This is a genomic window from Polaromonas sp. (assembly GCF_016185115.1).
In the GTDB taxonomy this organism is placed as follows: domain Bacteria; phylum Pseudomonadota; class Gammaproteobacteria; order Burkholderiales; family Burkholderiaceae_C; genus Polaromonas.
On sequence record NZ_JACPOF010000004.1, the window covers coordinates 211602 to 227276 of the forward strand.

At 60.4% G+C, this 15675-nt stretch carries 14 protein-coding genes; 4 read left to right on the forward strand and 10 right to left on the reverse strand.

The features are described 5' to 3' along the window. Positions 1-80: 80 nt before the first annotated feature. From moaA to HYX42_RS01735, 4 genes are all read right to left on the reverse strand, one after another. Positions 81-1205 (reverse strand): GTP 3',8-cyclase MoaA, encoded by a 1125-nt coding sequence (gene moaA, locus HYX42_RS01720; protein WP_293398872.1) that lies wholly within the window; start codon positions 1203-1205, stop codon positions 81-83. Positions 1206-1268: 63 nt separating this feature from the next. After that, positions 1269-2030, reverse strand: coding sequence for an SDR family oxidoreductase (locus HYX42_RS01725; RefSeq protein ID WP_293398873.1), 762 nt, complete (start codon positions 2028-2030; stop codon positions 1269-1271). 257 nt (positions 2031-2287) lie between these two features. Continuing rightward, positions 2288-3721: an aldehyde dehydrogenase family protein gene (locus HYX42_RS01730; RefSeq protein ID WP_293398874.1), complete on the reverse strand. Its 1434-nt coding sequence runs from the start codon at positions 3719-3721 to the stop codon at positions 2288-2290. Between the two features lie 70 nt (positions 3722-3791). Next, positions 3792-5996, reverse strand: a complete 2205-nt coding sequence (locus HYX42_RS01735) for a sodium-translocating pyrophosphatase (protein WP_293398875.1) — start codon at positions 5994-5996, stop codon at positions 3792-3794. A 270-nt stretch (positions 5997-6266) separates the two neighbouring features. On the opposite strand from HYX42_RS01735, the gene ppa reads away from it, so the two are divergent. Both ppa and HYX42_RS01745 read left to right on the forward strand, forming a co-directional pair. Further along, complete coding sequence (gene ppa, locus HYX42_RS01740; protein ID WP_293398876.1) at positions 6267-6803, forward strand: inorganic diphosphatase; 537 nt, start codon at positions 6267-6269, stop codon at positions 6801-6803. 61 nt (positions 6804-6864) lie between these two features. Continuing rightward, positions 6865-7191 (forward strand): hypothetical protein, encoded by a 327-nt coding sequence (locus HYX42_RS01745; protein ID WP_293398877.1) that lies wholly within the window; start codon positions 6865-6867, stop codon positions 7189-7191. A gap of 59 nt (positions 7192-7250) precedes the next feature. Here HYX42_RS01745 and HYX42_RS01750 read toward each other — a convergent pair whose 3' ends face one another. The 5 genes from HYX42_RS01750 to HYX42_RS01770 form a co-directional block, all read right to left on the reverse strand. Beyond that, a complete protein-coding gene (locus HYX42_RS01750) occupies positions 7251-8045 on the reverse strand; it encodes an alpha/beta hydrolase (RefSeq protein ID WP_293398878.1) in 795 nt (264 codons plus the stop codon). Next, complete coding sequence (locus tag HYX42_RS01755) at positions 8035-9708, reverse strand: wax ester/triacylglycerol synthase family O-acyltransferase (RefSeq protein ID WP_293398879.1); 1674 nt, start codon at positions 9706-9708, stop codon at positions 8035-8037. The genes HYX42_RS01750 and HYX42_RS01755 overlap by 11 nt, the downstream gene beginning before the upstream one ends. Positions 9709-10060: 352 nt before the next feature. Further along, positions 10061-10807 (reverse strand): hypothetical protein, encoded by a 747-nt coding sequence (locus HYX42_RS01760; RefSeq protein ID WP_293398880.1) that lies wholly within the window; start codon positions 10805-10807, stop codon positions 10061-10063. 87 nt (positions 10808-10894) lie between these two features. After that, a complete protein-coding gene (locus HYX42_RS01765; RefSeq protein ID WP_293398881.1) occupies positions 10895-11485 on the reverse strand; it encodes an outer membrane beta-barrel protein in 591 nt (196 codons plus the stop codon). Positions 11486-11655: 170 nt separating this feature from the next. Continuing rightward, complete coding sequence (locus HYX42_RS01770; RefSeq protein WP_293400000.1) at positions 11656-12858, reverse strand: GNAT family N-acetyltransferase; 1203 nt, start codon at positions 12856-12858, stop codon at positions 11656-11658. Positions 12859-12933: 75 nt separating this feature from the next. On the opposite strand from HYX42_RS01770, the gene HYX42_RS01775 reads away from it, so the two are divergent. Together HYX42_RS01775 and HYX42_RS01780 are read left to right on the forward strand one after the other, a co-directional pair. Beyond that, positions 12934-14622 carry an NAD+ synthase gene (locus tag HYX42_RS01775; RefSeq protein WP_293398882.1) on the forward strand — a complete coding sequence of 563 codons (1689 nt, stop codon included), beginning with the start codon at positions 12934-12936 and terminating at the stop codon, positions 14620-14622. Positions 14623-14708: 86 nt separating this feature from the next. After that, positions 14709-15047 (forward strand): P-II family nitrogen regulator, encoded by a 339-nt coding sequence (locus HYX42_RS01780; protein ID WP_293398883.1) that lies wholly within the window; start codon positions 14709-14711, stop codon positions 15045-15047. A gap of 28 nt (positions 15048-15075) precedes the next feature. Here HYX42_RS01780 and HYX42_RS01785 read toward each other — a convergent pair whose 3' ends face one another. Further along, complete coding sequence (locus tag HYX42_RS01785; protein ID WP_293398884.1) at positions 15076-15675, reverse strand: TIGR00730 family Rossman fold protein; 600 nt, start codon at positions 15673-15675, stop codon at positions 15076-15078.

Below are 15675 nucleotides of genomic sequence, written 5' to 3' on the forward strand. Positions count from 1 at the left end.
GCCGGCCTCCAGGGCATGGCTTGCTTTGGGATGTACGCTCGCCGCATTCCCTCCCAACAGGCGTGTGTGGGGACTACGCCCTAGCCGCCTATGTAGCTCATTTCCACGCGCTTGCCGCTGCTTTCTGGCTGGCTGGTGTCGGCAGGCAGCGCGGCACGTTGCTCTGAATAGCGGTCGGTACGCGCCTGCCAGATATGGCCCACGGCCGCCGATAGCTGGTCATCACCATAATTGCCGCGGAGCAGGGCGCGCAGGTCGTGGCCCTGGCTGGCGAAGAGGCACAAAAAGAGCTTGCCTTCGGTCGACAGCCTGGCGCGGTTGCAGTCGCCGCAAAACGCCTTGGTGACGCTGCTGATCACGCCGACCTCGCCGCCGCCGTCTACATAGCGCCAGCGCTCGGCGGTCTCGCCTGCGTAGTTGGCCGTGATGGGCAGCAGGGGGAATTCGGCGTTGATGCGTTCTATGACCTGCGCGGAGGGCAGCACCTCGTCCATGCGCCAGCCGTTGGTGGCGCCCACGTCCATGTATTCGATGAAACGCAAAACTGTGCCGGTGTTGCGGAAATGGCGTGCCATCGGCAGGATTTCTGAATCATTGGTGCCGCGCTTGACGACCATGTTGATCTTGACGGGCGCGAGGCCGACCTTCTGCGCGGCCTCTATGCCCCCGAGCACATCGGCGACCGGAAAGTCCACATCGTTCATGCGGCGGAAAACGGCGTCGTCAAGCCCGTCGAGGCTGACGGTCACGCGCTGCAGGCCGGCATCTTTCAGCGCCTGGGCTTTTCTGGCCAGCAGCGATGCATTGGTGGTGAGCGTGATGTCCAGCGGCCGGCCCTCTGGGGTCTGCAGCTTTGCCAGCATTTCGATCAGCACTTCAAGGTTCTTGCGCAGCAGCGGCTCGCCGCCGGTGAGCCTGATTTTCTCGACGCCGTGGGCGACAAAGATCTTTGCCAGCCGGGTGATCTCTTCAAAGCTCAGCAGCGAGGTCTGCGGCAAAAAGGCGTAGTCCTTGTTGAACACTTCGCTGGGCATGCAGTAGCTGCAGCGGAAGTTGCAGCGGTCTGTGACGCTGATGCGCAAATCGCGCAGCGGCCGGCCCAGCGTATCGGCCAGCAGGCCGGTGGGCGCATCCAGCCGGGCAGGGATGTGCGGTACGCGGCTGGCGTAGCGCAGGTCTGCCAGGGGAATGGTCTTGTTGGTCATGGTGGGCTGAAGCTGGAATTTACCCTATTGGCACTGCCCAGCGGTACTTGCGGCTATTTGGGCTCAGACACAGCGAGCTCCATCGACCTCAATACACACGCCGCTGATGAAGTCTGCCTCATCGCTGGCCAGGTAAAGCGCGGCATTGGCGACGTCGAGCGCGGTTGAAAAGCGGCCCAGCGGAATGCTGGCCCTGAATCTGGCCTTGCGGTCTTCATCGACCGGGCCGCCCGCGAATTCAGCTGACAGGCCGGTGTCGGGGTTGAAGACCGGGTTGATACAGTTGACGCGGATGTTGTCGGGGCCCAGTTCGGCAGCAAGCGACTTCGATGTGGTGATGACTGCGCCTTTGGAGCCGTTGTACCAGGTCAGCCCCGGGCGGGGCCGCACACCGGCGGTTGATGCGATGTTGATGAAACTGCCGCCGCCATGCGCACGGAACACCGGCACAGCGTGGATGGTGGCGAGGTAAATGCTCTTGACGTTGATGGCGTAGCACTTGTCGAATTCGTCTTCACTCACGTCCAGCGCGGGCTGGTTGCGGTGCGTCCAGCCGGCGTTGTTGACCATGACATCGAGCTTGCCGTAGCGCTGTACTGCTGCTTCGACCAGCGCCTTCACCTCGGCAGATTTGGTGACATCGGCCGCGAAGAAGGAGGCCGTGCCGCCAGCCTTGACGATGGCCGCGACCACCTTCTCGCCCAGCGCCACATTGATGTCATTGACGATCACTTGCGCGCCTTCGGCAGCCAGCCGGCGTGCAATGCCTTCGCCTATGCCGCCGCCCGAGCCGGTGACGATGATGGATTTGTTTTTGACGCGCATGGTGGTTTCTTGTCTCTCTGTTGATTCTGAACTCAAGGCTGGGCCAGGGTGAAATTGCTATAAATTTCGTAGCTGCTCACGTCCGTATTCATTGGCCTGTAGCCTGATTTGGCACCTGAAAATGGCCTTTTTCAGGCCTCTTTTGCATTTTTTGAAGTCCACGGTGCCATTGAAAAGGCAAAAGTTAATATATAAGTTAACTCTCGGCGAATTTTTAACGTATACGGCAAAATTTGAGTTTGGCGCGATTTTCAGTCCTAGCCATGCCTGATCGCCACGGTCTTGAGCGTGGTGAAGCCGTAAAGCGCCTCAAACCCCTTCTCGCGGCCATAGCCCGACGACTTCACGCCGCCAAAAGGCAGCTCGACCCCGCCGCCCGCACCGTAGTTGTTGATGAAGACCTGGCCGCTTTTGATTTGTTTGGCCATGCGGAACTGGCGTGCGCCGTCGCGTGTCCAGACGCCTGCGACCAGGCCGAACCGTGTCGCGTTGGCGAGTTCGACCGCGTGCTCTTCGTTGTTGAAGCTCATGGCGCAGAGCACCGGGCCAAAGACTTCTTCCTGCGCCAACCGGTGCATGACCGGCACATCGCGCAGCAGGGTGGGGGCCTGGTAGAAGCCGGTGTCGGGCGCTTCGTCAACGATCTGCCCCTGGGCCACCATGGGGATGTTGGCGACCTGCGCATCGCTCAGAAAATCCCATACGCGTTGTTGCTGGCTCTGGCGAATCAGCGGGCCGACGTCGAGGTCCATCGCGGCAGGGCCGACGCGCAGGTTTTCGAAGGCTTGGCCGAGGCGCTCCAGCAGCGGCTCGTAGATCGACTGCTCCACCAGCAGGCGGGAACCCGCCGAGCAGGTCTGGCCGGCGTTCTGGACTATGGCGTTGATGATGGTCGGGATGGCGGCGTCCAGGTCGGCATCGGCAAAGACGATCTGCGGGCTTTTGCCGCCCAGCTCAAGCGTGACCGGGCAATGCCGTTCGGCGGCGACCTGCTGTATCAAGGTGCCGACGCTGGGGCTGCCGGTAAAACTGATGTGGTCTATGCCCTTGTGGCGCGCCAGCGCGTCGCCGACTTCATGGCCGTAACCCGTGACGATGTTGAGGGCGCCTGCGGGAAAGCCCACCTCAGCCGCCAACTGGGCCACACGAATCAGTGACAGGCAGGCGTCTTCAGCCGGTTTGACCACGCACACATTGCCTGCAGCCAGCGCGCCGCCCACGCTGCGGCCAAAAATCTGCATCGGGTAGTTCCAGGGAATGATGTGGCCCGTCACGCCGTGCGGCTCGCGCCAGGTCATCACGCTGTAGCCGTCCTGGTAGGGAATGGTCTCGCCGTGCAGCTTGTCGCAGGCACCTGCATAAAACTCGAAGTAGCGCACCAGCGCCGCCGCATCGGCCTTTGCCTGCTTGACGGGTTTGCCGCAGTCGCGCTGCTCTATCAGCGCCAGTTCATCGGCGTGCGCGGCAATCTTTGCCGACAGTCGCATAAGCAGCCGGCCACGCTCTGCAGCGCTGACGCGGTGCCAGACAAGGTCCAGGCAATCACGTGCGGCGCGTACGGCGGTGTCGATGTCGGCGGCATTGCTGCGCTGGATCTCGTCAAAAACCTGGCCGTCGGACGGGTCCAGCACGGGGATGGTCTTGCCTGAAGACGAAGGGACTGAGGTGTTGGCGATGTAGTTGAGTTGCATGGCTTTAAAAAATACGATTCTTCCAACCAAAAAAGCCCGCGTGAGCGGGCTTTTTGTCGGGAGCCTTGGCTTATTTTGAAGCTGCCGGCGTTGGCATGACGGTAGGCGTGGTATTACCCAGTGGTGGCATGGACGAGGAGGGCGCCATGGCCGGTGCGCTGATCGCAGCCGGGGCCGCCATCGGTGCAGCCGGCGCGGCTGCTGCCTCACCGCTGTGGAACTTCATCATCAGGGGCACGATGAGCAGCGCCACGATGTTGATGATCTTGATCAGCGGGTTCACTGCCGGGCCAGCGGTGTCCTTGTACGGGTCACCGACGGTGTCGCCAGTCACGGCCGCCTTGTGTGCTTCAGAGCCCTTGCCGCCGTGGTGGCCGTCTTCGATGTACTTTTTGGCGTTGTCCCAGGCGCCGCCGCCGGTACACATCGAGATCGCCACAAAGAGGCCGGTCACGATGGTGCCCATCAGCAGGCCGCCGAGTGCCTGTGGGCCGAGAACCAGACCGACCAGAATCGGCACCACCACGGGCAACAGGGAGGGGATCATCATTTCCTTGATGGCCGCGGTCGTGAGCATGTCAACGGCGGTGTCGTATTCGGGCTTGCCGGTGCCGTCCATGATGCCCTTGATGTCGCGGAACTGGCGGCGCACTTCAACCACCACCGCACCGGCTGCGCGGCCCACGGCTTCCATCGCCATCGCGCCGAAGAGGTAGGGAATCAGGCCGCCGATGAAGAGGCCGATGATGACCATGGGGTTGCTGAGATCGAAGCTGATGGCGCGGCCGTAGCTTTCGAGCTTGTGCGTGTAGTCGGCAAACAGCACCAATGCTGCGAGGCCGGCAGAACCGATGGCGTAACCCTTGGTCACGGCCTTGGTGGTATTGCCCACGGCATCCAGCGGGTCGGTGATGTCGCGCACGCTGCTGGGCAGTTCGGCCATCTCGGCTATGCCGCCGGCGTTGTCGGTGATGGGGCCGTAGGCGTCAAGCGCAACCACGATACCGGCCATGCTCAGCATGGAGGTGGCGGCAATGGCGATGCCGTAAAGGCCAGCCAGCTTGAACGACACCATGATGGCGATACAGACAAAAATCACGGGCCAGGCGGTGGAGCGCATGGACACACCCAGGCCGGCAATGATGTTGGTGCCATGGCCGGTGGTCGATGCCTGTGCAATGTGCTGCACGGGTTTGTATTGCGTGCCGGTGTAGTACTCGGTCACCCAGCAGAGTGCGCCGGTCAGGACAAGGCCGACCGCGCAGGCGCCGAACAGGCGCATTTGCGTGCCGGTGGCCGTCACGGCGTTGTCGGGCATGAGCCACATGGTGACAAAGTAGAAGGCAATCAGCGACAGCACGCCGGCAATCGCCAGGCCCTTGTAGAGCGCGGGCATCACGTTCTTCATGCCCGGCGAGGCCTTGACGAAGAAGCAGCCGATGATGGACGCGATGATGGACACGCCGCCCAGCGCCAGCGGGTAAACCGCTGCCGTGGCGCCGGCGCCGGTCAGCAACAGGGCGCCCAGCACCATGGTGGCGATCAGCGTGACGGCATAGGTTTCAAACAGGTCGGCAGCCATGCCGGCGCAATCGCCCACGTTGTCGCCCACGTTGTCGGCAATCACGGCCGGGTTGCGCGGGTCATCTTCAGGGATGCCGGCTTCGACCTTGCCCACCAGGTCGGCGCCCACGTCAGCACCCTTGGTGAAAATGCCGCCACCGAGACGCGCAAAGATGGATATCAGTGATGAGCCGAAGGCAAATCCGATCAGTGGGTTGAGCAGCGAGACCAGGCTCTTGTCCGGGGTCATGTTGCCGTTGCCGGCCAGGAACCAGTAGAAACCGGTCACGCCCAGCAGGCCCAGGCCCACCACCAGCATGCCGGTGATGGCACCGCCGCGGAAGGCGACGTCAAGCGCGGGGCCAATGCCTTTGGTCGCGGCCTGAGCGGTACGCACATTGGCGCGCACCGAGACGTTCATGCCGATAAAACCGCAGGCGCCGGACAGAACCGCGCCGACAATAAAGCCGAGAGAAGTCTTGACGTCGAGGAAAAGGCCAATCAATACGGCGAGGACGACGCCGACGATGGCAATGGTTTTGTATTGCCGCGCCAGATAGGCGGCTGCGCCGGTCTGGATGGCTGCTGCGATTTCCTGCATGCGGGCGTTGCCCGCGTCCTGGGAAAGAATCCAGCTGCGTGCCCAGATGCCGTAAGCCACGGCTACCAGCCCGCAGACGAGCGCAAGAATAAGCGCTGAGTTGCCTGTCATAAAAAATCTCCTGTGTCGTTTTTCGCTTGGAGGGGGCGCCACGCTAGCGGTGCCCCCGCTGCGTTGCTTCCTCGTCGCTCCTGAAAAACTGCCATGGAGACGATTGGCCAACCCCTGAAATTTAACTTGAAAATGTGACAACTTCCGCGGACGTAAGGCTTGAATCAGTAAAATGAGGGTAAATACCGACCATCCCTTTCAGCATGTGCCAGCGCCAGCCGCTGCAGCACGGCGCGTATCAAATCCCTTTTCCTTAACCTCAAAGCAAACATGTCCCTCGATAAAGTTACTCCCGGCAAAAACGCACCCCAAGCTTTCAACGTCATCATTGAGATCCCGATGAACGCCGATCCGGTGAAATACGAGGTGGACAAGGAGTCCGGGGCGATTTTTGTGGACCGCTTCATGAGCACGTCCATGCACTACCCGACCAACTACGGTTATGTGCCCAAGACGCTGAGCGGCGACGGCGACCCTGTCGACGTGCTGGTGATCACGCCGGTGCCGTTGATCCCTGGCGTGGTGGTGACCTGCCGCGCCATCGGCATCCTGAAGATGACCGACGAAGCCGGCGAAGACGGCAAGGTGCTGGCTGTGCCCATCGACAAGAAATGCTCGCTGTACACCCAGTGGCAAAAGCCTGAAGACATGAATCCGCTGCGCCTGAAGACCATTGCCCATTTCTTTGAGCACTACAAGGACCTCGAAGAAGGCAAGTGGGTCAAGATCAATGGCTGGGAAGGCACAGATGCGGCCCACAAGGAAATCTCGGACGGCATCGCCAACTACGCCAAGGCCAACGCCTGAGATTTGCTGATACCGTATGCACCGCGGGCCAATGATGGCCTTGTTATTCAGGAGCCACGCAATGAATTTTGATGAATCGGCAGGCAGGTTTGAAAAGGCTGAATCGGGTACCGATTCCTTCAAGCTTCTTTACAAGGATGCCTTTCGCCTGATGAAGGAAGACGCTGCCAATGCAGCTTTCTACTTTGTGATCGGCGTTGCCGCGCACGGTTATGTTGTGCAGTACGAAGACCAGGGCGTCACGCCGGAATCTGCAGACAAGGCCAAGGAAATCCTTGTCGGCTTCAACCGGAAGATTTCCCGGGCGTTGCGGTCAGCGCCTGATGCTGGCTTGAGCCTGCTGGGCGAAGTCACGGCGGATTACCAGTTCAATGTGCATGATTTCTAGCAGCACGATTGCTCCATAAAAAAAGGCCCCGACGGGCCTTTTTTACTTTTGAAGCTGCATCAGCGGCTGCGGGCAGGGTCCGGATAAATCAAGCCGAGAAGACGGCCTTTGTCCTGTCGTGCAAAAGGCTTCCATTGGCCTTCGGGCTGCGCCAGCCGGTCAGCCACCGCCCACCACGCGCTGGGGTTCACACCCAGGCCGATATGGCTGGCCAGCACTTCTATGTTTTCGGTATGTGGTCTTGTTTTGTCTGGTGCCTGGATGCTGGCCTGCCAGGCCACCACGCCGTCGGTGCGTGAATAGATGCTGGTGGTCGGCACGGGCGGTGCCCCTGGCAGGTCATAACTTTCCGCTTCGCGTTCAATCTTGCGTCCGCTGGCCAGCTCGTAAATGCGCCAGGCGTTGGTCGCCTTGTGCGAGCCGGCAAAGGGCGTACCGAGCGTAATGACGCCGCGCACCATCCCCGGCAATTCCTTGGCCAGTTCGCGCGCATAAACGCCGCCCAGGCTCCAGCCGATCAGGCTGACTTTTTTGCCGGTGCTTTCAAAGGTGCGGATGAGGTTGTTTTTGGCTTCGTCGAGCACTCCTGCGCGTGGGCCGAAGTTGAAACCCTGTTCCCAGCCCCAGGGCTTGTAGTTGAGCGACTGCAGATAGTGCCTGAGCGGCACTGTGGAGGCATCGTTGGCGGAGAGCCCCGGGAACACCATCACGGCATGACCATCACCCTTTGGCGCGCGAGCCAGCAAGGGCCATGAGGGCAACAGTGCGCCGAATTCCCAGAACGCACGCAGCTCGAGCGCCAGCAGCCAGGCGCTGGGAGGCTGGTCGTGGGGTGTGGACTGATTATTTTCCAACGGGCTTGCGGGTGAGTTTTTTGGCTGTTGCTTTTTTAACGGTTGACTTGCCATGGATAGGGGCATCGGACACTTTTGCTTTTGTGGGCTTGACTGCAGTATCAGGGCGCTTCGCGGTTTTAACAGGGGTGGTTTTCTCTGATGAGCCTGCTTTGACTGCGTTTTTCGTCACCTTTGTGACTGCTTGCGGGTTGGCCGTCGCAAACAGGCGCTGTACCTCGGCAAAGGCGGCTGCAATCGCTTTGGCCAGGTCATTGGCATGCGGCAGGGCTTTTTTGTCCGCAATGATGCCGAAATCGACATGCCCGTCGTAGGTCTGGATAGTGATGTTCAGCGCCAGCCCGTGAATGATGATGGACAGCGGGTGAAAGCTCAGGAAGCGGGCGCCCGCAAGATACAGGGGGACAGACGGGCCGGGCACATTTGAAATCGCCAGGTTGGCCACCATGGGCAGGCGGCTGGCCATGCCGCTCTTGCCATAGGCGTTCAGGGCCATTTTGGCGGCGCCGCCGACCAGCCAGGGCGCCAGCAGGGAAGGGTAGTCGGTTGGCAAAAGACCCTTGAGGCTTTGCATGGATGTTTTGACTTTTGCAGTCGAGGCCATGATGGCGTTCATGCGCTTGAGCGGCTGGGCCAGGTGCGTACCGAGTTCAACCAGGCTCATGCTCACCTGGTTGCCCAGATTTGATGCATCAGTTGCGCCTGCCTCGCGCAACGAGACGGGCATGGCAGCAACCAGCGATTTTTTCGGCAGGCTGTGGTGTTGCGTGAGGTAATTGCGCAGGGCAGTCGAGCAGAGCCACAGCACGATATCGTTGAAGGAGCCGCCCACAGCCTTGCCCATGGCCTTGCACTCGGCCAGCGGCACCGTGGCGGTGACGAACACCCGGCCGGTTGTGATGCCGACATTGAAAGGCGTGGCGGGCGCGAGTTTCATGGGCATTTTGGCCTTCACGCCGGTGGCCGCGGTGCCCACTGATTGCCTGGCGAGCGTGCTCCCGAAGGTACTGGCAGCAGAGGGCAGGGACCTGGCGGCCTTGACGAGTTGCCCCAGCGAACTTGAGAACACCGAGCCGATCATCTTGCCGAGCTTGAGGTCGGACTCCAGCTCACGGCGGCGGTTGGGATCAGGCGGCGGCACCTCGCGCGGCACCGGTCCGGTGTCCAGCAGGGCGTTGGCCAGCATGACCCCGCCCTTGCCGTCCAGCGCTGCATGGTGAATCTTGGAGAAGAAGCCGGCGACCACCTTGCCGCCCTGTGACTCGGGCAGCTTGATGCGGTCAAAGATATGGAACTCCCAGAGCGGGTAGTTGCGGTCTATCAGTTCCCCATGCAGCCGCGCGCAAAGCTTGTGGGCCTCTGCAAGGGTCATGGGGGCTGTGCTTGCCCGGGTCGGCCCGGCGCGGCGCACGTGATAGCTGATGTCGACTGAATCAGCCTCTACCCAGATCGGGTGGCCCAGGTCCAGCGGCATGAACACCAGCTTGCGGCTGAAGACCGGCGCCAGATGCATGCGCTGGGCAATATGTCTGGTGACTTCCCTGTGGAAGCTGCCTTTGAAGCCGGCCGGCAGCTCGCACAGGTTGAAAGAGCCCACATGCATGGGCATTTCGGGTGTCTCAAGGTAGAGAAAGGTCGCGTCCAGGCCGGTCAGTGATCTCATTGTTGTTGTCTCCGTATCAGGCACGTTAACCGGGCTGGGTTGAGGCGGCATCAGGGTTCGCCGCGATTGCTCCGGCGGTCCCGGCTCAATCGCGGTGAAGGGCTGCGAGCATCTAAAATACTATAAATTTTGTAGCATGCCACGTGCGATTTTAAAGGGCTTCAGCCGATTTGATGCCTGAAAACAGGCCGTTTTTGCCTGTTTTTTAAGCACTCACCCGGTTTAGGCAGGCATGAAAGCAGAAATGTTAACTTCCATGTTAACAATTTTAGAAAATTTAATGCCTGCATTAAATTTTTGCCGTAAACATTAAAATTTGGCAGATTTGGTCAGGCGTTGGCTGTGTGGTCACTCAATCGCAGGCCAGCAACCCCTGGTCATCATCGGTCAGGCCGGAGACCGGCGTGGCCTTGGCCAGTGCCAGCCAGACGCCGTAGGGCAGCGCCTGTCTCTGGCGCCGGGGCGCGGCACGCATGACGGTCAGGTTGCCGTTTTGCGAGAGCATCACGCCGCATTCCGCAGGAATTTCTTCCGCGGTGGCAATCGGACGGCCTTTGGCGTCGCAGCCCAGTACGTACCAGCACTCGCCGCCCAGATCGAGGTAGGCGGCACGTTTTTCGGGCTTGCGCAGGTCGCCCAGCAGGTCCGAGCGGTGCACCTTGATCTCATGCACGACCGGGTCCACATACTCGGCGACGGAGGTGTTGCGGATTGAGAAGACATCGGGCCTTGCCATGCACCAGCGCAACTTGCCGCCTTCGGCTTGCGGGGGCAACTGGGCGCGCAGGCCCAGGCCGCGCCAGGCGATGCGCCCGGCGCGCACCATGTCGCGGGCGACCTGTTCTACAAGGGCTTCGTGTTTTGAAAGGGCCGAGCGGTTTCGCACAAGCGCGCCGGCGAGATGGGCCATGCCTTCGTCGGTCACGCGCAGTGTTTCATGGCCGCTGTCGCTGCCAATTCGCTCCAGCAGGCCTGCAGCGAGCAACTCTATTTCCAGCAGGTCCTGGCAGGGCCAGCCGGCGGAGCGGTAGATTTCGCGCAGACGCCGCGCGTGGGCGCGGCCGAGCGGCAGGGCGGGGACGGGTGTGATGTCGTGCATGGCGGGCGGCGTCCATTTTGCCTCCGGCCGGATTCCCAGACGAAAAAAAGCCGGGTCAAGACCCGGCTTTTTTGCTGAAGACGTTGATTAGAACGCGTACTTCAGGCTCAAGGAATAACCGCTGGCACGAACGGTGCCGCCAGGCGCATCTTTTGCCACATTGCCAAAGTCTTCGTATTCAAGACGTGCAGACAGTGCTGGCGTGATGTTGTAGGCAACGCCCAGGCCAAGCAGCAGGGAAGTCGTGTTACCGCTATCGCGCACACCTACGACGGTCAACTGGTTGGCATTGGCGGTGACGCCCAGTTTGCCGAACAACGAGAAGCTGGAGCTCAGTGGCAGCGTGCCGGTGCCGGCGATGCTGAACTGCGAGTTCTTGTACGAACCGGTTGCCGTCGTGACACCTGCCGCGTTGCGAAGGATCAGGTCGCGGGTGCCGAGGTCGGAGTACTGAGCTTCGATGCCCCAGTTAGGCGTGATCTGGTAGCCGCCGTACACCTTGACCAGGCTGCGGCTGGTGTTTCCGCCACTCAGGGTTGAAGGTGCAATGCCCTGGTTGCCGTCGACACCGGTTAGTTTGGCGGAACCGACGCCGAAACCGATATAACCCTGGGCAAATGCAGGCGCTGCCATCATTGTTGTTGCAGCAAGCGCAGAAGCGATCAAGATTTTTTTCATTTTTGGATTTCCTGTTGGATGAGTTGACGAGATGCAACCAACTCAATCTTACATTTGGGGCTAAAAGCCGGGAACTATTTTGGTGCAATAAACCTGAAAATTTGCAATTTCGCAACGAATGAGGGCGCGTGTTGCACTCTTTTGGTTTGCCAGCACTTGTACTTGCTGCGTCACTCGCCCTCTTCGGGCCGTTGGTGGCCATTTCGATGGCTTGAGTTGAATGGATTGCGTCCCCCAAGATCGTCCATATAGCCGTCGATACCGGTGCCCTCACGTTCCAGAAAACGCTCTACGGCATCTGCGAAGGCCGGGTGGGCAAGCCAGTGGGCGCTGGTCGTTTTCACGGGCAGCAGCGCGCGCGCCATCTTGTGCTCCCCTTGCGCCCCGCCCTCAAAGCGGTTGTAGCCTTGCGCTATGCACCATTCCAGCGGCTGGTAATAACAGGCTTCAAAATGCAGGCAGTCGACGCGGGCGAGTGCGCCCCAATACCGCCCGTAGGCAACCGGCTTGTGCCGGGAACCAGGTCGCGCTTCGCTGATGGCAACCAGGCTTGCTGCCACCGGCTGGACACCATCGGCTCCGGCATGCTCGGCGATGAACAGCAGCCAGTTTTCCGGCATGGTGTCCTGCATGCGCTGGAAAAAATCGCGGCTCAGGTAGGGCGCATTGCCATGCTCGTAATAAGTGCGCTCATAACACTGGTAAAAGAAATCCCAGTCCTGGCTGCTGATGGCCCGGCCCCTGAGACTGCGAAAGGTAATGCCCGCATCGGCGACCTTGCGCCGCTCCTGGCGGATCTTTTTCCGTTTCTCCTGAGTAAGTGCCATCAGGAAATCTTCAAAATCGCGATAGGGCGGAAGCTCGCCGGTCGACCGGTTTGTCCAGTGAAATTGCACCGTGTGGCGCAGCATCATGCCCGCCTCCTGGCAGGCTGCCACGTCCTGCGGCGCAGCAAACAAAAGGTGCAATGAAGACAGCTTTCTGTCTTCGCACCACGCAATGAGCGACTTGACCAGCTGTTTGCGCTCCTCAGGAGTGCGGGCCAGCAGGCGTGCACCGGGTACCGGGGTGAAGGGTGCTGCGACCAGCGCCTTGGGGTAGTAGCTGAGCCCATGCTGCTGATAGGCATTGGCCCAGGCCCAGTCGAAAACATACTCCCCGTAGGAGTGGGCCTTGAGGTACACCGCACAGGCTCCTGCCAGCTCCTGGCCGTGCCACAAGGTGATGAAGCGGGGTGTCCAGCCCGTCTCTGGAACAGCGCTGCCGCTCTGGTGCATGGCTGCCAGGTATTCGTGACGCATGAAGGGGTTGAGTGAGCCGTCGTCGTCCTGTGCGGCCAGCAATTCATTCCATCTTGACGCGTCTACGTCCATTGGTGAGTCCAGCACACGAATGACATAATCGTTTGAGTCGTTTTTCACGTGTTTGCGGGTTCCATCTCTTCTTTTATGTCACTCAAAATTTGCGTCGCCCAATTGAACTACTGCGTGGGCGACATGCCGGGTAACGCCCAGAAAATCATTGAAGCCGCCCGGACGGCCTACGCTGAAGGGGCGCGACTGGTGGTCACGCCGGAGCTGGCCATCTGCGGCTACGCGGCCGAAGATCTCTTTTTGCGTCCTTCCTTCATCCGCGCCTGTGATGATGCCGTGAATCTGGTGGCCCATGCGCTGGCCGGGTTAAAAGGCCTGACGGTGGTGGTGGGCACGCCTACGCACGGTGACAGCGGCCTGGGCGTGCGCACAAGGAGTGTGGAGGTCCAGCAACGCCACAATGCCGCCATGGTGCTGCGTGAGGGGCGCATCATTGAAACATACGCCAAGCGCGAGTTGCCCAACTACCAGGTGTTTGACGAGCGGCGTTACTTCACGCCGGGCAAGGGGACTTGTGTTTTTCAGGCCGGCGAGGGCGAGGACGCCATCAGCGTCGGGCTTCTGATCTGTGAGGATGCCTGGTTTGAAGAACCTGCCAGGCTTGCCGCGGAGTCTGGGGCCGAGATGCTGGTGGTCATCAATGCCTCGCCATTCCACGTGGGCAAGGGTGGGGAGCGGGAGGTCATGATGGCCGCCCGTGCACAGGCCACCGGGCTGCCGCTGGTCTATGCCCATCTGGTGGGCGGCCAGGACGAAATTGTGTTTGAAGGTGGCTCGTTTGCCCTGAAGGCCGATGGCTCCCTGGCCGGGCGGGCTGAAAGTTTCAGGGAGAGTTTGTTCAATATTGAAGCGCGCCGGATTCCGTCGGGCATTGAGCTGGCGGCAAATGTGGCACCGGTTCGCAGCCCCGAGGCAGACCTTTGGGATGCCCTGGTTCTTGGCGTGCGCGACTATCTGGGCAAGAACGGCTTTCCTGGGGCGATTCTTGGTCTGTCGGGCGGCATTGATTCCGCGCTGGTACTGGCCATAGCCGTGGACGCGCTGGGTGCGGACAAGGTCCGTACGGTCATGATGCCCTCGCCCTACACGGCAGATATCTCCTGGATTGACGCACGCGAGATGGCTGCACGCGTGAAGGTGCGTTATGACGAGATATCCATCGTTCCGGAGTTTGAGGCGTTCAAGACCTCGCTGGCAGGGGAATTCAGGGGCCTTGCGGAAGACACCACCGAGGAAAACATCCAGGCGCGTATCCGTGGCGTGTTTTTGATGGCGCTGTCCAACAAGTTTGGCTCCATCGTCCTGACCACCGGCAACAAGAGTGAAATGGCCACCGGTTATTGCACCCTGTATGGCGATATGGCGGGCGGTTTTGCGGTGATCAAGGATCTCTTGAAGACGACGGTGTTCAGGCTGGCGCGCTGGCGCAATGAGAACGACCCCTACGGTACAGGCGGCCAGCCCATCCCCGAGCGCATCATCACCAGGCCGCCAAGTGCCGAGCTCAGGCCCGACCAGACCGACCAGGACAGTTTGCCGGCGTATGAGGTGCTGGATGCGATCCTGGAGCGCTATATGGAAAACGACCAGAGCATTGACAGCATCATCGCCGCAGGTTTCGAGCCTGCAGTGGTCGAGCGCGTCACGCGGCTGATCAAGATCAATGAGTACAAACGGCGGCAGGCGCCGGTTGGAATCCGGGTAACTCACAGGAGTTTCGGCAAGGATTGGCGCTACCCTATCACCAGCAAATTCAGGGCTTGAAGCGGCTCCCGGAGACGTTTGGCCGAATAGGCGCTACATTCATGCCAAAGATGTGGCTGACCAGCTTTATTTAACGGAGACCTTTAGTGAAACAAATTACCGCAATCCTCAAACCCTTCAAGCTGGAAGAGGTCCGTGAAGCACTTGCTGAATGCGGGGTGACCGGCCTGACCGTGACAGAGGTGAAGGGTTTCGGCCGCCAGAAGGGCCACACCGAGTTGTACCGGGGTGCGGAGTATGTGGTCGACTTCCTTCCCAAGGTGAAGGTTGAAGTCGTGGTTAAAACCGATGAGGTTGATCGCTGCGTGGAGGCCATTGTGCGCGCTGCACGGACCGGAAAAATCGGTGACGGCAAGATTTTCATCACCAGCGTGGAGCGCGTTTTGCGTATACGCACGGGTGAGGAAGACGACGCAGCTGTCTGATTGACGCCAGTCCCGTGAGGGATTCAGTTCAGATCTGGTCCAGCCGGGTTGCGGTGGACGAAATTCCTGCTGCATTGACCAGCGTCCGCAAAAGTGGCTCGGCCTGCCCGTTGACGTGGATGAGGTTCATCAGGGCGTCGTTCATGAAACCGGTGTCGACTGACGAACCGAGAAATGCCAGCAGGCTGTCGTAATACCCGCCCATATTGAGCAGGCCAACTGGCTTGTCGTGATAGCCCAATTGGCGCCACGTCCAGACTTCAAAAAATTCCTCGAGTGTGCCGATGCCCCCCGGCAAGGCCAGAAAAGCATCAGCGTTCTCGGCCATGATGCGTTTGCGCTCATGCATGTTCTCGACGATATGCAGTTCCGTGCAGCCGCTGTGCGCCCATTCCTTTTCAACCAGTGCTTTGGGAATCACGCCAATCACGCGCCCACCGGCGGCCAGTGTGGCATCGGCAACGATACCCATCAGGCCGTTACGCCCGCCACCATAGACCAGCTGGCCGCCATGTTGACCTATCCAGGTCCCGACGAATTCGGCAGTTGCTGAAAATTTCGGATCGTTTCCGGCGCGGGAGCCGCAGTAAACGCAGAGTGAAAAAGCGGGCGTTGTGGATGCTGGCAA